The organism is Streptomyces sp. SS7, assembly GCF_037993025.1.
Lineage (GTDB): Bacteria > Actinomycetota > Actinomycetes > Streptomycetales > Streptomycetaceae > Streptomyces.
In genome coordinates this window covers 6,801,260-6,816,024 of the sequence record NZ_CP141223.1, presented here as the reverse complement: position 1 = coordinate 6,816,024, position 14,765 = coordinate 6,801,260, and the positions used below count along the sequence as shown (strand labels likewise).

General features: G+C 72.5%; 14 protein-coding genes. 10 read left to right on the top strand and 4 right to left on the bottom strand.

Features of this window, described 5'->3' with window-relative positions; genetic code table 11:
• The first annotated feature begins 22 nt into the window (after positions 1-22).
• Together U5640_RS31335 and U5640_RS31330 are read left to right on the top strand one after the other, a co-directional pair.
• Positions 23-1,240, top strand: coding sequence for an alpha/beta hydrolase (locus tag U5640_RS31335; protein WP_340380022.1), 1,218 nt, complete (start codon positions 23-25; stop codon positions 1,238-1,240).
• A 57-nt stretch (positions 1,241-1,297) separates the two neighbouring features.
• Entirely contained in the window at positions 1,298-2,152 is an 855-nt protein-coding gene (locus tag U5640_RS31330; RefSeq protein ID WP_340385447.1) for a DUF4429 domain-containing protein, read from the top strand.
• Between the two features lie 47 nt (positions 2,153-2,199).
• On the opposite strand, the gene U5640_RS31325 is transcribed toward U5640_RS31330, so the two are convergent.
• Positions 2,200-2,694 carry a MerR family transcriptional regulator gene (locus tag U5640_RS31325; RefSeq protein ID WP_340380020.1) on the bottom strand — a complete coding sequence of 165 codons (495 nt, stop codon included), beginning with the start codon at positions 2,692-2,694 and terminating at the stop codon, positions 2,200-2,202.
• Positions 2,695-2,963: 269 nt separating this feature from the next.
• On the opposite strand from U5640_RS31325, the gene U5640_RS31320 reads away from it, so the two are divergent.
• Complete coding sequence (locus U5640_RS31320; RefSeq protein ID WP_340380018.1) at positions 2,964-3,791, top strand: serine hydrolase domain-containing protein; 828 nt, start codon at positions 2,964-2,966, stop codon at positions 3,789-3,791.
• On the opposite strand, the gene U5640_RS31315 is transcribed toward U5640_RS31320, so the two are convergent.
• A complete protein-coding gene (locus tag U5640_RS31315) occupies positions 3,788-4,444 on the bottom strand; it encodes a pirin family protein (protein WP_340385445.1) in 657 nt (218 codons plus the stop codon). The genes U5640_RS31320 and U5640_RS31315 overlap by 4 nt on opposite strands.
• Positions 4,445-4,536: 92 nt before the next feature.
• Between U5640_RS31315 and fasR the strand changes: the two genes are divergently transcribed.
• The 5 genes from fasR to U5640_RS31290 all read left to right on the top strand — a co-directional run bounded on the left by fasR (position 4,537) and on the right by U5640_RS31290 (position 9,454).
• Complete coding sequence (fasR, locus tag U5640_RS31310; protein WP_067245743.1) at positions 4,537-5,742, top strand: fatty acid biosynthesis transcriptional regulator FasR; 1,206 nt, start codon at positions 4,537-4,539, stop codon at positions 5,740-5,742.
• An 89-nt stretch (positions 5,743-5,831) separates the two neighbouring features.
• Positions 5,832-6,749, top strand: a complete 918-nt coding sequence (locus U5640_RS31305) for an ACP S-malonyltransferase (protein ID WP_340380014.1) — start codon at positions 5,832-5,834, stop codon at positions 6,747-6,749.
• Positions 6,750-6,761: 12 nt separating this feature from the next.
• Complete coding sequence (locus tag U5640_RS31300; protein WP_340380012.1) at positions 6,762-7,763, top strand: ketoacyl-ACP synthase III; 1,002 nt, start codon at positions 6,762-6,764, stop codon at positions 7,761-7,763.
• Positions 7,764-7,844: 81 nt separating this feature from the next.
• Positions 7,845-8,093: an acyl carrier protein gene (locus tag U5640_RS31295; RefSeq protein WP_004001566.1), complete on the top strand. Its 249-nt coding sequence runs from the start codon at positions 7,845-7,847 to the stop codon at positions 8,091-8,093.
• 80 nt (positions 8,094-8,173) lie between these two features.
• Positions 8,174-9,454 (top strand): beta-ketoacyl-[acyl-carrier-protein] synthase family protein, encoded by a 1,281-nt coding sequence (locus U5640_RS31290; protein ID WP_340379976.1) that lies wholly within the window; start codon positions 8,174-8,176, stop codon positions 9,452-9,454.
• Between the two features lie 92 nt (positions 9,455-9,546).
• Here U5640_RS31290 and U5640_RS31285 read toward each other — a convergent pair whose 3' ends face one another.
• Positions 9,547-10,041 (bottom strand): DUF3145 domain-containing protein, encoded by a 495-nt coding sequence (locus U5640_RS31285; RefSeq protein WP_340379974.1) that lies wholly within the window; start codon positions 10,039-10,041, stop codon positions 9,547-9,549.
• Between the two features lie 308 nt (positions 10,042-10,349).
• Between U5640_RS31285 and U5640_RS31280 the strand changes: the two genes are divergently transcribed.
• Both U5640_RS31280 and U5640_RS31275 read left to right on the top strand, forming a co-directional pair.
• On the top strand, positions 10,350-11,240 hold the full coding sequence (locus tag U5640_RS31280; protein ID WP_340379972.1) for an SGNH/GDSL hydrolase family protein: 891 nt from the start codon (positions 10,350-10,352) through the stop codon (positions 11,238-11,240).
• Positions 11,241-11,255: 15 nt separating this feature from the next.
• Entirely contained in the window at positions 11,256-12,233 is a 978-nt protein-coding gene (locus U5640_RS31275) for an aldose epimerase family protein (protein ID WP_340379970.1), read from the top strand.
• Positions 12,234-12,310: 77 nt separating this feature from the next.
• Here U5640_RS31275 and U5640_RS31270 read toward each other — a convergent pair whose 3' ends face one another.
• Positions 12,311-14,725 (bottom strand): glycoside hydrolase family 3 C-terminal domain-containing protein, encoded by a 2,415-nt coding sequence (locus U5640_RS31270; RefSeq protein ID WP_340379968.1) that lies wholly within the window; start codon positions 14,723-14,725, stop codon positions 12,311-12,313.
• Between the last annotated feature and the right edge of the window lie 40 nt (positions 14,726-14,765).

Here is a 14,765-nt window from a genome sequence, read left to right as displayed (position 1 = left end):
GTTCTCCTAGTGTGTCCTCCCAGTGACTTCCTTCAACACCTCCCCGCAACTGAGCCTCTGGCGCGCTCTCCCCGCCCTCGCGGTGGTGTTCGTGATGCTGGCGACCACCGGCTGGACCGCCGTACGCCATCACCAGGGGACCACCGCGCTGAAGGCCTCCCGCTCGGCCTGGGAGCACGGCCGGATCGACGGCCGCGCGCTGCCGGACCCGGGCGCGGCACCGGGCCGGATCGCCCGCTTCTTCGCCTCGCTGACCGCCGCCGAGCGCACCGGCCTCGCCCATGACTACGCGCTCGCCGTGGGCAACATGAACGGCGCCCCCGTCCAGCTGCGCTACCGCGCCAACCGGATCGCGCTGCACCAGCAGACCCGCGTCGAGCGCAAGCGGATGCACGACAGCCGGCTCACGCCCGCCGGACAGCAGGAGGCCGGGCGGCGCATGCACCGCTACGAGGCGCTGAGCGACCCCGCCCGGCACATCCTCGCCTTCGACCCGGAGGGCTCGGGCCGGGCCGCCGAGGTCTTCGGCGACCTGGACACCGCCGAGCGGATCTCCGTCGTCGTCCCCGGCGTCGACACCGATCTGCTCACCTTCCAGCGCACCAACCGCAGGTACTCGGCGCCCGTCGGCATGGCCGAGGCGCTGTACGCGGCCGAGCGCGAGGCGAGCCCCTCGACCCGGACCGCCGTGATCGCCTGGGCCGACTACACCTCCCCCGACGGGCTCGGCATCGACTCGGCGACCGCGATGCGCGCCGAGAACGGCGCCGTACGGCTCAACGCCCTGCTGCGCGCCCTGCCGGGCACCTCGCCCGTCTCGCTGTTCTGCCACAGCTACGGCTCGGTGCTGTGCGGGGTCGCCGCGCACACGATGCCGGACCGGGTGAGCGACATCGCGGTGGCGGGCAGCCCCGGCATGCGGGTGGAGAAGGCCGCCGAGCTGGGCACCGGCGCCCGGGTGTGGGCGATGCGGGACGCCGACGACTGGGTGGGGGACGTCCCGCACCTGGAGGTCGGCGGGCTCGGGCACGGCGAGGATCCGATGGCACGGGCGTTCGGGGCGCGGGTGCTGTCCTCCGAGGACGCGCAGGGCCACGGCGGCTACTTCGTGCCCGGCACCGACAGTCTGCGCAACCTCGCCGGCATCGGCTCCGGCGCGTACCGTTCGGTGGAGTGCGCCGACGACTCCGGTGCCTGCCGGGAGGGTTTGTCCGACACGACGACGGCTGGACGCGCGTAGAGCCGCAGGAACTGCGGCGTGCGCGGGGAGGGGACGAAGATGCGTGTCCCGCATACGATGAGCCGCATGGGTGACGTACTGGCCGGATTTCATGCCGCCTGGGAGTTCGAGTCCGACTCCGTCCTCATCCGCTACGAACGGGGGATGCGCACACCCAAGCTGCTGTCGGCACTGGGTGAACGACGCATTCCGCTCACCGCCCTGGCCGGGGTGACGCTCTCCCCGGGCCGGCGCGGGACCGTCGTGCTGCGCGCGGAGCCGCGGGCGGGGGCCGATCCGCTGATCGAGGCGGCGGCGGGCCAGCTCAAGGACGGCTCCGACCCCTACCGGCTGGTGCTGCCCGCCGAGCGGGAGGTGCTCGCGGAGTACTACGCCGACGAGCTGCGCTCCCGGCTGGCCGAGCTGAAGGAGTCCGGCCCGGCGGAACGGTTCCTCGTGCCCGCGCCGGACGCGCCGCGCGCGTTCAAGGCGTACGACGGGAAGGCGTCCTTCGACGGCCGGACCGTGCGGTTCAGATGGTTCTGGACGGGGGCGTCGTCGGCGAAGTGGAAGGCCGGCGACCAGAGTTTCGCCGTGTCCGAGCTGAGCGGAGTGGAGTGGCGGTCGCCGGAGGTGTTCGAGGGACATCTGCGGCTGGTGCGCGGTGGGGACTCCCCGGCGCAGGCCGACCAGGATCCGGGGACCGTGGTGTTCGGGCTCGGGTACGGGCCGGTCCACGAGTCGCTGCCGTTCGCGGCGGCGGTCCTGGCCGCCGTCCGTACGCGGGGGCCCGTGGCCTCGGTCACGGGCCCCCGGCGTGCTCCCTCGGACATCGCCGAACGGATCAGGCATCTGGGAGAGCTGCACCAGGCCGGTCTGGTGAGCGACGACGAGTTCTCCGCGAAGAAGGCGGAACTGCTGTCCGAGCTGTGACTACGCGCGGCCGGCCGGGGCGGGCCGCACGTCCGCGCGACGGCCGGTCATCGGGCGGTCCTCTCCGCTTCGTACGCCTGGACGCGCGTGGCGTCCGCATAGAACATGATCTTGCGGTCGAGCACGGCGAGCGTGTCCTGCAGCTCGGCGATCCGGGCCGTGACGTCCCGCCGCGTCGCCTCCAGCAGCGCGTAGCGCTCCCCGTACGTGCTGTCGCCCTCACGCACCAGCTCCGCGTACCGCACCATGTCGGCGACCGGCATCCCGGTGAGCCGCAGCTTGCCGACGAGGTCGAGCCAGTCCAGGTCCCGGTTGCTGTAGCGGCGCTGGCCGGTGTGGGAGCGGTCGATGTGGGACATCAGCCCGATCCGCTCGTACCAGCGCAGGGTGTGGGCCGTCAGGCCGGTGAACGCGACGACCTCGCTGATCGTGTAGCTGTCCTGCCCGTCGGGGCGGGGATGCCGCGGTGGTGGCGCGGAGCAGACGTCTGCGGGGCTCGGGGCGTGCTCGGTGGTCACGGGCGTGGTCTGCAACACCGTCATGGCTTCCACGCTATGACCTTGGAGTGGGCTCCAAGCAAGCGGAATCGGTAAGAATTGGGGGGACGCGGCCTGATCACGACGGTTGGCGTGCGGGACCATGGCGGGAGCGGCTCGCCGAGCCCGACGGAAACTTCGGCGCCTTCGTGGTCGACCATCCCGGGCACCTCACCGCGTCCCGCGACGCCGCGCCGCTGTACGTCTCCCTGGGCTTCAGGCCCGAGCCCGCCCCCTTGCTGGAGCTGCTGCGGTGAGCGCATAGGCTCGACGGCATGTCGCTGAAGAGCCTTGCGCTGATCGAGAACTGGCCGGTTCCCTCCGCCGCCGCGGGTGTCGTCCGGGCCGACGGCACGGTCCTGGGCACCCATGGGCCGGTCGGGCGGCGCTTCCCGCTGGCCTCGGTCACCAAGCCGCTCGCCGCGTACGCCGTGCTGGTGGCGTACGAGGAGGGGGCGGTGGAGCTGGACGAGCCGGCCGGTCCGCCCGGGGCGACGGTCCGGCACCTCCTCGCGCACACCTCCGGGCTCGCCTTCGACGAGCACCGGGTGACGGCGGCGCCCGGGGAGCGGCGGCTGTACTCCAACGCCGGGTTCGAGCAGCTCGGCGACCATCTCGCGAAGGCCACGGACATCCCGTTCGCGGAGTACCTGCGGCAGGCGGTGCTGGAGCCGCTGGGCATGACGGCCACCACGCTGGACGGCTCCCCCGCGAAGGACGGCGTCTCCACGGTCGAGGACCTGCTCCGCTTCGCGGCCGAGGTACAGGCGCCCCGGCTGCTGGACCCGCGCACGGTGGCGGAGGCGATGAGCGTCCAGTACCCCGGCACGAAGGGCGTCCTGCCGGGCTTCGGCCACCACAACCCCAACGACTGGGGCCTCGGCTTCGAGATCCGTGACGGCAAGTCCCCGCACTGGACCGGGAGTTCGTCCTCCCCGCGCACCTTCGGCCACTTCGGCCAGTCCGGTACGTTCCTGTGGATCGACCCGGCCGCCTCCCTGGCCTGCGCGGCCCTCACCGACCGCGCCTTCGGGCCGTGGGCGGTCGAGGCGTGGCCGCCGTTCACGGACGCGGTACTCACCGAGGCCGCGGGTGGTTCCTAACCCGACAGCTCCCACATCAGCACCTCCGCCGGGCCGGTCAGGGTGAGCAGGTCGAGGTCAGTCTCGTCGGCGGCGCGCACCGCGTCACCGGGGCCCAGGTCGTGCGGGCCCAACCGGACCGTGCCGCGCACCACGTGGACGTACACGCGGGACGCGTCCGGCACCGCCGTCCGCTCCCCCGGTACCAGCCGTCGTACGTGGAGCATCGCCCCGGCGGCGGGGACGGCGTAGGGCGTGGCGTCCGCGATGCCGTGCACGATCTCGTACGACGGGTCGCCGCCGGGGTCCAGCGGGGCCAGCCACATCTGCACGAAGGTGAGGGGGGCCGTGCCGTCGTTGCGCTCGACGTGCCGGACGCCGCCCGCGGAGCTGAGGCGCTGCACGTCCCCCGGCCGGACCGTCGTCTCGTGTCCCTGTGAGTCGCGGTGCGTCAGCTGCCCCCGCACGACCCAGGTGACGATCTCGGTGTGGCTGTGGGGGTGCTCGTCGAACCCGGCGCCGGGCGCGAGCCGCTCCTCGTTGCAGGCGATCAGCGCGCCGAAGCGGAGGTTGTCGGGATCGTAGTGGGACCCGAAGGAGAAGGCGTGCCGTGTCTCGATGCCGGCCGCCGGGTCCCCTCCGGGATAGCGCTCGTCGGCGCGGCGTACGTCCATCACGTCCCCACGGTAGCCCCCGGGTGCGCGAGTCGGCCCCCGTGAGGCCCCGCCCACGCACATCGCCCTCGCGATAGGGCAACCTTGTGCACGTGCCCGAACCCGAAACCACCCTCCCCGACGCCGCAGCGCATCCCGCCCACCCGCATCCGGCGACCCTGAAGCGGCTGGTGAAGTCCGCCGGGAGCCTCGCCGCGCAGGCCATCGCGCGGATGGACGAGACGCTTCCGTGGTACCGGGCGATGCCCCCGGAGAACCGTTCCTGGATCGGGCTGGTCGCCCAGGCCGGCATCGCCGCCTTCACGGAGTGGTTCCGGCACCCGGACGCCCCGCAGGCGATCTCCACCGATGTGTTCGGGACCGCCCCCCGGGAGCTGACCCGGGCCATCACGCTGCGCCAGACCGTGGAGATGGTGCGCACCACGATCGAGGTCATGGAGTCCGCGATCGACGAGGTCGCGGCGCCCGGGGACGAGGGCGTGCTGCGCGAGGCGCTGCTCGTCTACGCGCGCGAGATCGCCTTCGCGACCGCCCAGGTGTACGCGCAGGCCGCCGAGGCGCGCGGTGCCTGGGACGCCCGGCTGGAGTCGCTGGTCGTCAACGCGGTGCTCAGCGGGGAGGCCGACGAGGGGGCCGTGAGCCGGGCCGCCGCGCTCGGCTGGAACGCGCCGGAGCATGTGTGCGTGGTGCTCGGCACCGCCCCGGACGGGGACTCCGAGCTGACCGTCGAGGCCATCCGGCGCGCTTCCCGGCACGCCAAGCTCCAGGTGCTCACCGGGGTGCTCGGCTCGCGGCTGGTCGTCATCGCGGGCGGCAGCGACAATCCGATCGCCGTGGCGAAGTCCCTGATCGGGCCGTTCGCCGCCGGTCCGGTCGTGGCCGGGCCCGTGGTGCCCGACCTGCTGGCGGCGACCCGGTCCGCGCAGGCCGCCGCCGCGGGCCTCAAGGCGTGTTCTGCCTGGCAGGACGCGCCGCGCCCGGTCCTCGCGGACGATCTGCTCCCGGAGCGCGCGATCGCCGGTGATCCCAGCGCGCGCGAGCAGTTGGTGGAGGAGATCTACAGACCGCTGGAGGAGGCCGGCTCCGCGTTGCTGGAGACGCTCTCCGTCTATCTCGAACAGGCGAGCAGTCTGGAGGGCGCGGCGCGGATGCTGTTCGTGCATCCCAACACCGTGCGCTACCGGCTCCGACGTGTGACTGACGTCACCGGCTGGTCGCCATCCGATGTACGCTCCGCATTCACCCTGCGGATCGCGCTCATCCTGGGGCGCCTCGTCGACGGAGATCCCCAGACGTAGGCTTTTGTCGGGGGTCCACAAAACCCCCTGCCGTTCTTCGTCCCTGTCCCCACGGGCGGCTTCGGCCGTCCACAAGAGAGAGTGTGAGAGTGCTCGTACTCGTCGCTCCCGGCCAGGGCGCCCAGACGCCCGGCTTCCTGACCCCCTGGCTCGACCTCCCCGGTGTCGAGGACCGCCTGCGTACCCTGTCGGCGGCCGTCGATCTCGACCTGGTGCACTACGGCACGCACGCCGACGCGGACGAGATCCGCGACACCGCGATCGCCCAGCCGCTGCTGGTGGCGGCCGGGATCGTCTCCGCCACGGCGCTCGGTGCCGTGACGCCCGGCGCGGTCGCCGGTCACAGCGTCGGTGAGATCACCGCGGCCGCGTTCGCGGGCGTCCTGGACGACACCGCCGCGCTGACCCTGGTGCGCCGCCGTGGCCTGGCCATGGCCGAGGCCGCCGCGATCACCGAGACCGGGATGTCGGCGCTGCTCGGCGGCGACCCCGAGGTGACGGTGCCGCATCTGGAGAAGCTCGGGCTGACCCCGGCGAACGTCAACGGCGCGGGCCAGATCGTCGCGGCCGGCACCCTGGAGCAGCTCGCCGCACTCACCGAGGACAAGCCCGAGGGTGTCCGCAAGGTCGTCCCGCTGAAGGTCGCCGGCGCGTTCCACACGCGCCACATGGCCCCGGCCGTCGAGACCCTCGCCAAGGCCGCCGCGGAGCTGGCCCCGGCCGACCCGAAGGTCGTGTACGTCTCGAACAAGGACGGCAGGACCGTCGCGACCGGCGCCGAGGTGCTGGAGCGGCTGGTGGGCCAGGTCGCCAACCCGGTGCGCTGGGACCTGTGCATGGAGACCTTCAAGGAGCTCGGCGCGACCGCGATCATCGAGGTCTGCCCCGGCGGCACGCTGGTCGGCCTCGCCAAGCGCGCCCTGCCCGGCGTGAAGACGCTCGCGCTGAAGACCCCCGACGACCTCGACGCCGCTCGTGAGCTCCTCTCCGAGCACGGCGCCGCCTGACAAGGAGCCCTGATGGCGAAGATCAGGCCCAGCAAGGGCCATCCGTACGCGCGCATCCTCGGCGTCGGCGGCTACCGGCCCACCCGGGTCGTGCCCAACGAGGTCATCCTGGAGACGATCGACTCCTCCGACGAGTGGATCCGCTCGCGCTCGGGCATCGAGACCCGGCACTGGGCGAACGACGAGGAGACCGTCGCCGCCATGTCGGTCGAGGCGGCCGGCAAGGCGATCGCCGACGCCGGGATCACCGCCGAGCAGGTCGGCGCCGTGGTCGTGTCGACCGTCTCGCACTTCAAGCAGACGCCGGCCGTCGCGACGGAGATCGCCGACAAGCTCGGCACCGACAGGGCCGCCGCGTTCGACATCTCGGCCGGCTGCGCGGGCTTCGGCTACGGCCTGACGCTCGCCAAGGGCATGGTCGTCGAGGGCTCCGCCGAGTACGTCCTCGTCATCGGCGTGGAGCGGCTGAGCGACCTGACCGATCTGGAGGACCGGGCCACGGCCTTCCTGTTCGGCGACGGCGCCGGCGCGGTCGTCATCGGTCCCGCCACCGAGCCGGCGATCGGGCCGACGGTGTGGGGGTCCGAGGGCGACAAGTCGGAGACCATCAAGCAGACCGTGCCGTGGACGGACTACCGCGACGGCACCGTGGAGCGCTTCCCGGCGATCACGCAGGAGGGTCAGGCGGTCTTCCGCTGGGCCGTCTTCGAGATGGCCAAGGTCGCCAAGGAGGCGCTGGACGCCGCCGGTATCACCGCCGACGAGCTGGACGTCTTCATCCCCCACCAGGCCAACGAGCGGATCATCGACTCGATGGTCAAGACTCTCAAGCTGCCGGAGTCCGTCACCGTCGCCCGTGACGTGCGCACCACCGGCAACACCTCGGCCGCCTCGATCCCGCTCGCGATGGAGCGGCTCCTGGCGACCGGTGAGGCGAAGAGCGGCGACACCGCGCTCGTCATCGGTTTCGGGGCGGGTCTCGTCTACGCCGCGACTGTCGTTACCCTCCCCTAGGCACTCCGTGCCGGATCATGCGATCCGGTGGCGGAAAGCACCACTGCCACACCCTCTGGAACACAACGAAGGAGCGCCATCATGGCCGCCACTCAGGAAGAGATCGTCGCCGGTCTCGCCGACATCGTGAACGAGATCGCCGGCATCCCGGTTGAGGACGTCCAGCTGGACAAGTCCTTCACCGACGACCTGGACGTCGACTCGCTGTCCATGGTCGAGGTCGTCGTCGCCGCCGAAGAGCGCTTCGACGTCAAGATCCCGGACGAGGACGTCAAGAACCTCAAGACCGTCGGCGACGCGACCGACTACATCCTCAAGCACCAGGGCTGATCTTCCGATCCTCTGGGCTGAACTGCCCCGCCACCCGGCGGTGGCGCCGCTGAATCCTCGTAACGTTGGAGAATGAATCCGTGAGCCCGACCAATCGCACCGTGGTCGTCACCGGTATCGGCGCAACCACACCGCTGGGTGGCGACGCAGCCTCTACCTGGGAGGGACTGGTCGCCGGCAAGTCCGGTGTCAAGGTCCTGGACCAGGAGTGGGCGGCCAACCAGGCCGTCCGTATCGCGGCCCCGGTCGCGGTGGAACCTCTTGAGGTCCTCCCGCGTCCGCAGGCCCGCAAGCTGGACCGCTCGGCGCAGTTCGCGCTGATCGCGGCCCAGGAAGCGTGGAAGGACGCCGGTTTCTCCGGCAAGGCGGGAGAGGACGGCAGTGACGGCGCCGTCGACCCCGACCGCCTCGGCGCGGTCATCGCGTCCGGCATCGGCGGTGTCAGCACCCTCCTCGACCAGTACGACGTGCTGAAGGAGAAGGGCGTCCGCCGGGTCTCCCCGCACACCGTGCCGATGCTGATGCCCAACAGCCCGTCCGCCAACGTCGGTCTGCTCGTCGGCGCCCGCGCCGGTGTGCACACCCCGGTCTCCGCCTGCGCGTCGGGCGCCGAGGCCATCGGCTACGCCATCGAGATGATCCGTACGGGCCGCGCCGACGTCGTCGTCGCCGGTGGTACGGAGGCGGCGATCCACCCGCTGCCCATCGCCGCGTTCGGCAACATGATGGCGATGTCCAAGAACAACGAGAACCCGCAGGGCGCCTCCCGCCCCTACGACGTGGGCCGCGACGGCTTCGTGATGGGCGAGGGCTCCGGTGTCGTCGTCCTGGAGTCCGCGGAGCACGCGGCCAAGCGCGGGGCGCGGGTGTACGCCGAGGCCGTCGGGCAGGGCATCTCCGCCGACGCCCACGACATCGTGCAGCCGGAGCCGGAGGGCCGCGGCATCTCGCACGCCCTGCAGAACCTGCTGGAGCGCACCGATCTGGACCCGGCGGAGATCGTGCACGTCAACGCGCACGCGACCTCCACGCCGGCCGGTGACATCGCCGAACTGAAGGCGCTGCGCAAGGTCTTCGGCGACGACGCCGACCACATGGCCGTCTCGGCGACCAAGTCGATGACCGGACACCTGCTCGGTGGCGCGGGCGGTGTCGAGACCGTCGCGACCGTGCTCGCCCTGTACCACCGGGTGGCACCGCCGACGATCAACGTCGAGAACCTCGACCCCGAGGCCGAGGCCAACGCGGACGTCGTCCGGGGCGAGGCCCGCAAGCTGCCCGTGGAGGGCCGTATCGCCGCGCTGAACGACTCGTTCGGCTTCGGCGGGCACAACGTCGTCCTGGCGTTCCGTTCGGTCTGAGAAACGTCGGAGAACCGTCCGCGAGACGTCTCCCCACAGGTGAAGGGCCCCCACCTCGCGAGGTGGGGGCCCTTCCGTCGGTCGGGTCGGCCTCAGACAACCTGGTGCAGCCAGCGGACCGGGGCGCCCTCGCCCGCGTACCGGAACGGCTCCAGTTCGTCGTCCCAGGGCTTGCCCAGGAGCTTGGACAGTTCGGCCTCGAGGTCGGTCTCGCCGCGCCGGCTGCGGAGCAGGGCCGCGCGCAGCCGGTCCTCGGGGATGAGGATGTCGCCGTGGATACCGGTGACGGCGTGGAAGATGCCGAGGTCGGGGGTGCAGCTGTAGCGCTCGCCCTCGGCGGTGGCGCTGGGTTCGGCGGTCACCTCGAAGCGGAGCATCTGCCAGCCGCGCAGGGCGGAGGCGAGCTTGGAGGCGGTGCCGGCCTCGCCCTTGAAGGAGAACTCCGAGCGCCAGGTGCCGGGCGCGGCGGGCTGCCGGATCCAGTCGAGGTTGACGCGCGTGCCGAGCACCCCGGCGATGGCCCACTCGACGTGCGGGCAGAGCGCGCGCGGCGCGGAGTGCACGTACAGAACTCCACGTGTCGTCACCGGGACCTCCGGGCAGAGCGGGACATCTTGCAGGCGGGCAGGGCGGCGGTGGCGGGCAGCCGCGTTGATGGCGAGGCTACCGTGCGGCGGCGCAAGGAGTGTGACGTACCGTCGGTCCCGGTGCCGTGAACGTCCGCCTTTCACTCGGCAGGACGCCTGTACGGGTGTGATGCGTTCCATCTTGTGGGTCCTGTCCTGTCCCGGTCCCGGCGTCCGGTCCGGGTGCGCGGGAACTCCTGTGCGTTGTCATGGGTGGGGCCTGTCGTGGGTGGGGCCGCCTGTCCGAGCAGCGAGGGGATCACCAGGGGATGCGGATGCGAAACCGGCGGGTGCGGGCGGTAGTGGCCGTCACCGGCGCGGCCGTCCTGGGACTGGCCGGCTGTGACGCGCTGGGCGGGGGCGGCGGCCCGGGGGACGCGGGGGCGCGCGAGGCGAGGGCCGCCAGGGCGCCGCTGTGGGACACGAGCCCGGCGTCGATGGCGGCGGTGGGTGACTCCATCACCCGTGGCTTCGACGCCTGTACGGTCCTCCAGGACTGCCCGGAGGTGTCCTGGGCGACGGGGGCGAGCGCCGGGGTGGACAGTCTCGCGGTGCGGCTGCTGGGCGCGTCGAAGGCGGCCACGCACAGCTGGAACTACGCGGTGACCGGCGCCAGGATGGCGGATCTGACGGACCAGATGACCCGGGCGGCGGCGGAGAAACCGCAGCTCGTGACGGTGATGGCGGGGGCGAACGACGCGTGCCGGGAGTCACCGGAGGCGATGACGCCGGTGGCGGACTTCCGGGCGGAGTTCGAGGAGGCGCTGCGCACGCTGCGCCGGTCGCTGCCGAAGGCACAGGTGTACGTGGCGAGCGTGCCGAACCTGAAGCGGCTGTGGTCGCAGGGGCGGACCAACGCGCTGGGCAAGCAGATCTGGAAGCTGGGGATCTGTCCCTCGATGCTGGGCGACGCGGACGCGCTGGACGCGGCGGCGACCGCACGGCGGGACACCGTGCAGCGGCGGGTGGAGGACTACAACCGGGTGCTGGAGGAGGTCTGCGCGAAGGACGCGCGGTGCCGGTTCGACGGCGGCGCGGTGTACGACTTCCGGTTCGGCACGGATCAGTTGAGTCACTGGGACTGGTTCCATCCGAGCAGGGACGGTCAGGCGCGGCTCGCGGAGATCGCCTATCGGAAAGTCACCGCGCGGGTCGGGTGACTTAGTGTTCCGACCATGAGCGAACACTTCGGAACACTTTCCGATGGCACCCCGGTACACCGCTGGACCCTGGAGCGGGCGGGCACCCGGGTGCGGGTGCTGTCGTACGGCGGGATCGTGCAGTCCGTGGAGGTCCCCGACCGGGACGGACGGACGGCGGACGTGGTGCTGGGGTTCGCGGACCTGGAGGGCTATCTCTCCCACCCCGAGCCGTTCCTCGGCGCCTTGATCGGCCGGTACGCGAACCGGATCGGCGGGGCCCGTTTCCCGCTGGACGGGCTGACGTACGCGCTGGAGCCCAACAACGCGCCGAACTCGTTGCACGGCGGTCCGCGCGGCTTCGACAAGCGGGTGTGGGAGGTGGAGCCGGTCGAGCACGGGCTGCGGCTGAGCCGGGTGAGCCCGCACGGCGAGGAGGGCTTCCCGGGGCGGCTGGAGGTCTCGGCGACGTACACGCTGGACGTGTCGGGTGCGCTGCGGCTGGCGTACGAGGCGGTCACGGACGCGCCGACGGTGGTGAACCTGACCAACCACAGCTACTTCAACCTGGGCGGGCCGGACAGCGGCGACGCGGGCGGCCATGAACTGCGGCTGGCCGCCGCGCGGTACACGCCGGTGGACGCGGAGCTGATTCCGACCGGGGAGCTCGCGGAGGTGGCGGGGACCCGCTTCGACTTCCGTACGGCCCGTAAGACCGGCGCCGGCTACGACCACAACTTCGTGCTGGACAAGGGCGTCACGGCCGAGGCGCGGGAGGTGGCCGAGCTGCACGATCCGGCGAGCGGGCGGGTGCTGACGGTGTCGACGACCGAGCCGGGCATCCAGGTGTACACGGCGGACCATCTGGGCGAGCCGTTCGCGCCGTGCCAGGGGATCGCGCTGGAGACCCAGCACTTCCCCGACTCGCCGAACCGCCCGGAGTTCCCCACGACCGTGCTGCGGCCGGGCGGGGTGTACCGGTCGGAGACGGTGTACGGGTTCGGCGTCCGCTGAGACACCGGTGAGACATAGCCCCGGCCCGGGGGTCAGGTCCCGGGCCGGGGCTGTTCATGGGGTGAGGAGTACCCGCCTCAGACGTTAGTCGTCGCGGTGATCCTGCGGTCGGCGAGGGACCTACCCACCTGGATTTCGTACGAACCCTTCACAAAGAACCACCGGTGGGCGGCCTGGTCCCAGACCTCGAAGGCGCGCCGCGGGATCTCCACGGTGACCTCGGCCTCCTCCCCCGGGCCGGCCTCGACGGCGGCGAAGCCGGCGAGCCGGCGGGCGGGGCGGTCGGCGCCGGGGGCGGTGGGCGCCAGGTACACCTGGACGACCTCGCGGCCGGCCCGCTCACCGGTGTTGCGGACCCGTACGGTCACCGTCGTACCGGTCACCTCGACGGACTCGTAGGCCCAGTCGGTGTAGCCGAGGCCGTGGCCGAAGGGGTACGAGGGGGTGCGGCCGGCCTTCTCCCAGGCGGGGTAGCCGATGAAGAGGTCCTCGGTGTAGGGGAGTTCGCCGTCGGTGGGGACGACCTGGGTGACGGGGGCGTCGGCGAGGGAGCCCCAGGTGGTGGGGAGGCGGCCGCCGGGCTCGCGGGCGCCGGTGAGGACGTCCGCGAGGGCCCCGCCGCCCTCCTGGCCGGGGAACCAGGTGAGCAGCACCGCGGCGACCTCCTCGCGCCAGGGCAGTTCGACGGGAGAGCCGGAGTTGACGACCACCACGGTGTTCGGGTTGGCGGCGGCGACCGCGCGCACCAGGTCGTCCTGGCGGCCGGGGAGGGTGAGGTCCTTGCGGTCGAAGCCCTCGGACTCGACGCGGTCCGTGGTGGCGACCACGACGACCGCGGTGTCGGCGGCGCGGGCGGCCTCGACGGCCTCGGCGATCAGCTCGTCGGGGTCGCGCTGCGGGTCCTGGTGGGCGAGGGCGAAGGCGACGACCTTGAGGGGGACGCCCTCGGGGAGCTCGAAGACGTAGGTGAGGGAGACCTCGACCGGTTCGCCGGCGGTCAGGTCGACGCGGGCGTGCGGCACGGGGGCGCCGAAGAAGGCCTCGAAGGGGTCGCTGACGTCGGCGGGCAGCTGGGGGCCGTCGACGTACGTCGTCCCGGCGACGGTGAGGGTGAAGGTGCCGGTGCCCTTGATGCCGAAGGAGTGGGTGCCGCTCTCGCGCGGGGTGAAGGTGCCGGTCAGCTCCACGGTGTGGAGGGTGTCGTGGGTGACGCCCTCGGGGAGGTCGGTGCCCGTCCACTGGATCTGGCCGTTGGGGGCGGAGCCGGTGCCGAGGACGGTCCCCGCGGTGTCCCGGCAGATCGCCCTGAGGGTGAAGCCCTTGTCGGCGACGGCGAGTTCGGTGGTGGGGTCGGCGCCGACGGTGTGGCTGAGGGTGCCCTCGGGGAGGGCGGCGGTCAGGCCCTCCAGCGGGGAGACGATCCGGGCGGGGAAGACGGTGGCGGAGCCGCCGCCGAGGACCCGGGCGTCGCGGGCGGCGGCGCCGATGAGGGCGACCGTGCCGGGCTTGAGCGGCAGGGCGGCGCGTTCGTTGCGCAGCAGGACGAAGGAGCGGCCGGCGATCTCGCGGGCCAGGGCCTCGCCGTCGACGGGCTCGGGCAGTTCGGTGACCGCGGGCTCGGCGTCGGCGAGGACGCCGACCCGGGCGGCGAGGCGCAGGACGCGGCGGACGGCCTCGTCGACCTCGGACTCCGCGAGCCGGCCGTCGCGGACCGCCTGGGCGAGGGCCTCGCCGTAGACGGTCCGCGGGCCGGGCATGGCGACGTCGAGGCCGCCGCGGAGGGCGGCGACGGTGTCGCGGGCGGCCATCCAGTCGGAGACGTTGTAGCCGTCGAAGCCCCATTCGCCGCGCAGGACCTCGTTCACCAGGTGGTGGTGCTCGGTCATGGTGGTGCCGTTGACCGTGTTGTAGGCGGTCATGATGCCCCAGGGGCGGGCGTCGGCGACGATGGCCTCGAAGGGGGCGAGGTACAGCTCGCGCAGGGCGCGTTCGCCGACCAGGTTGTTCACGGTGAAGCGGTCGGTCTCGGCGTCGTTGGCGACGAAGTGCTTGACGGTGGTGCCGACGCCGCCCTCCTGGACGCCCGTGACGTACCCGGTGCCGATCCGGCCGGTCAGGTAGGGGTCCTCGCTGTAGGCCTCGAAGTGGCGGCCGCCGAGCGGGGAGCGGTGCAGGTTGACGGTGGGGGCGAGCAGGACGTGGACGCCCTTGCGGCGGGCCTCCTGGGCGAGCAGGACGCCTGCGCGGCGGGCCAGCTCCGGGTCCCAGGTGGCGGCGAGGGCGGTTGGCGAGGGCAGGGCCACGGACGGGTCGTCGGCGGTCCAGCGCACGCCCCGGACACCGATCGGGCCGTCGGACATGACGAGCGACCTCAGGCCGATCTCCGGCAGCTCGGGCAGCGACCACGTGTCCTGCCCGGCCAGCAGCCGGGCCTTGGCGTCCAGGTCGAGCTTGCCGAGGGCCGCCTCGACGGCCTGCTCCGTTCCCGCCACGGCGGTGCCTCCTCGTTGCGTGCGTGTCGTGGGCTGCCCC

What these genes read in the sequence shown, in the direction of transcription:
- U5640_RS31330 (WP_340385447.1), top strand. Translation starts at nt 1,298, where the DNA reads ATGAGCCGCATGGGTGACGTACTGGCCGGATTTCATGCCGCCTGGGAG.
- U5640_RS31325 (WP_340380020.1), bottom strand. Translation starts at nt 2,694, where the DNA reads ATGACGGTGTTGCAGACCACGCCCGTGACCACCGAGCACGCCCCGAGC.
- U5640_RS31320 (WP_340380018.1), top strand. Translation starts at nt 2,964, where the DNA reads ATGTCGCTGAAGAGCCTTGCGCTGATCGAGAACTGGCCGGTTCCCTCC.
- U5640_RS31315 (WP_340385445.1), bottom strand. Translation starts at nt 4,444, where the DNA reads ATGGACGTACGCCGCGCCGACGAGCGCTATCCCGGAGGGGACCCGGCG.
- U5640_RS31300 (WP_340380012.1), top strand. Translation starts at nt 6,762, where the DNA reads ATGGCGAAGATCAGGCCCAGCAAGGGCCATCCGTACGCGCGCATCCTC.
- U5640_RS31295 (WP_004001566.1), top strand. Translation starts at nt 7,845, where the DNA reads ATGGCCGCCACTCAGGAAGAGATCGTCGCCGGTCTCGCCGACATCGTG.
- U5640_RS31280 (WP_340379972.1), top strand. Translation starts at nt 10,350, where the DNA reads ATGCGGATGCGAAACCGGCGGGTGCGGGCGGTAGTGGCCGTCACCGGC.
- U5640_RS31275 (WP_340379970.1), top strand. Translation starts at nt 11,256, where the DNA reads ATGAGCGAACACTTCGGAACACTTTCCGATGGCACCCCGGTACACCGC.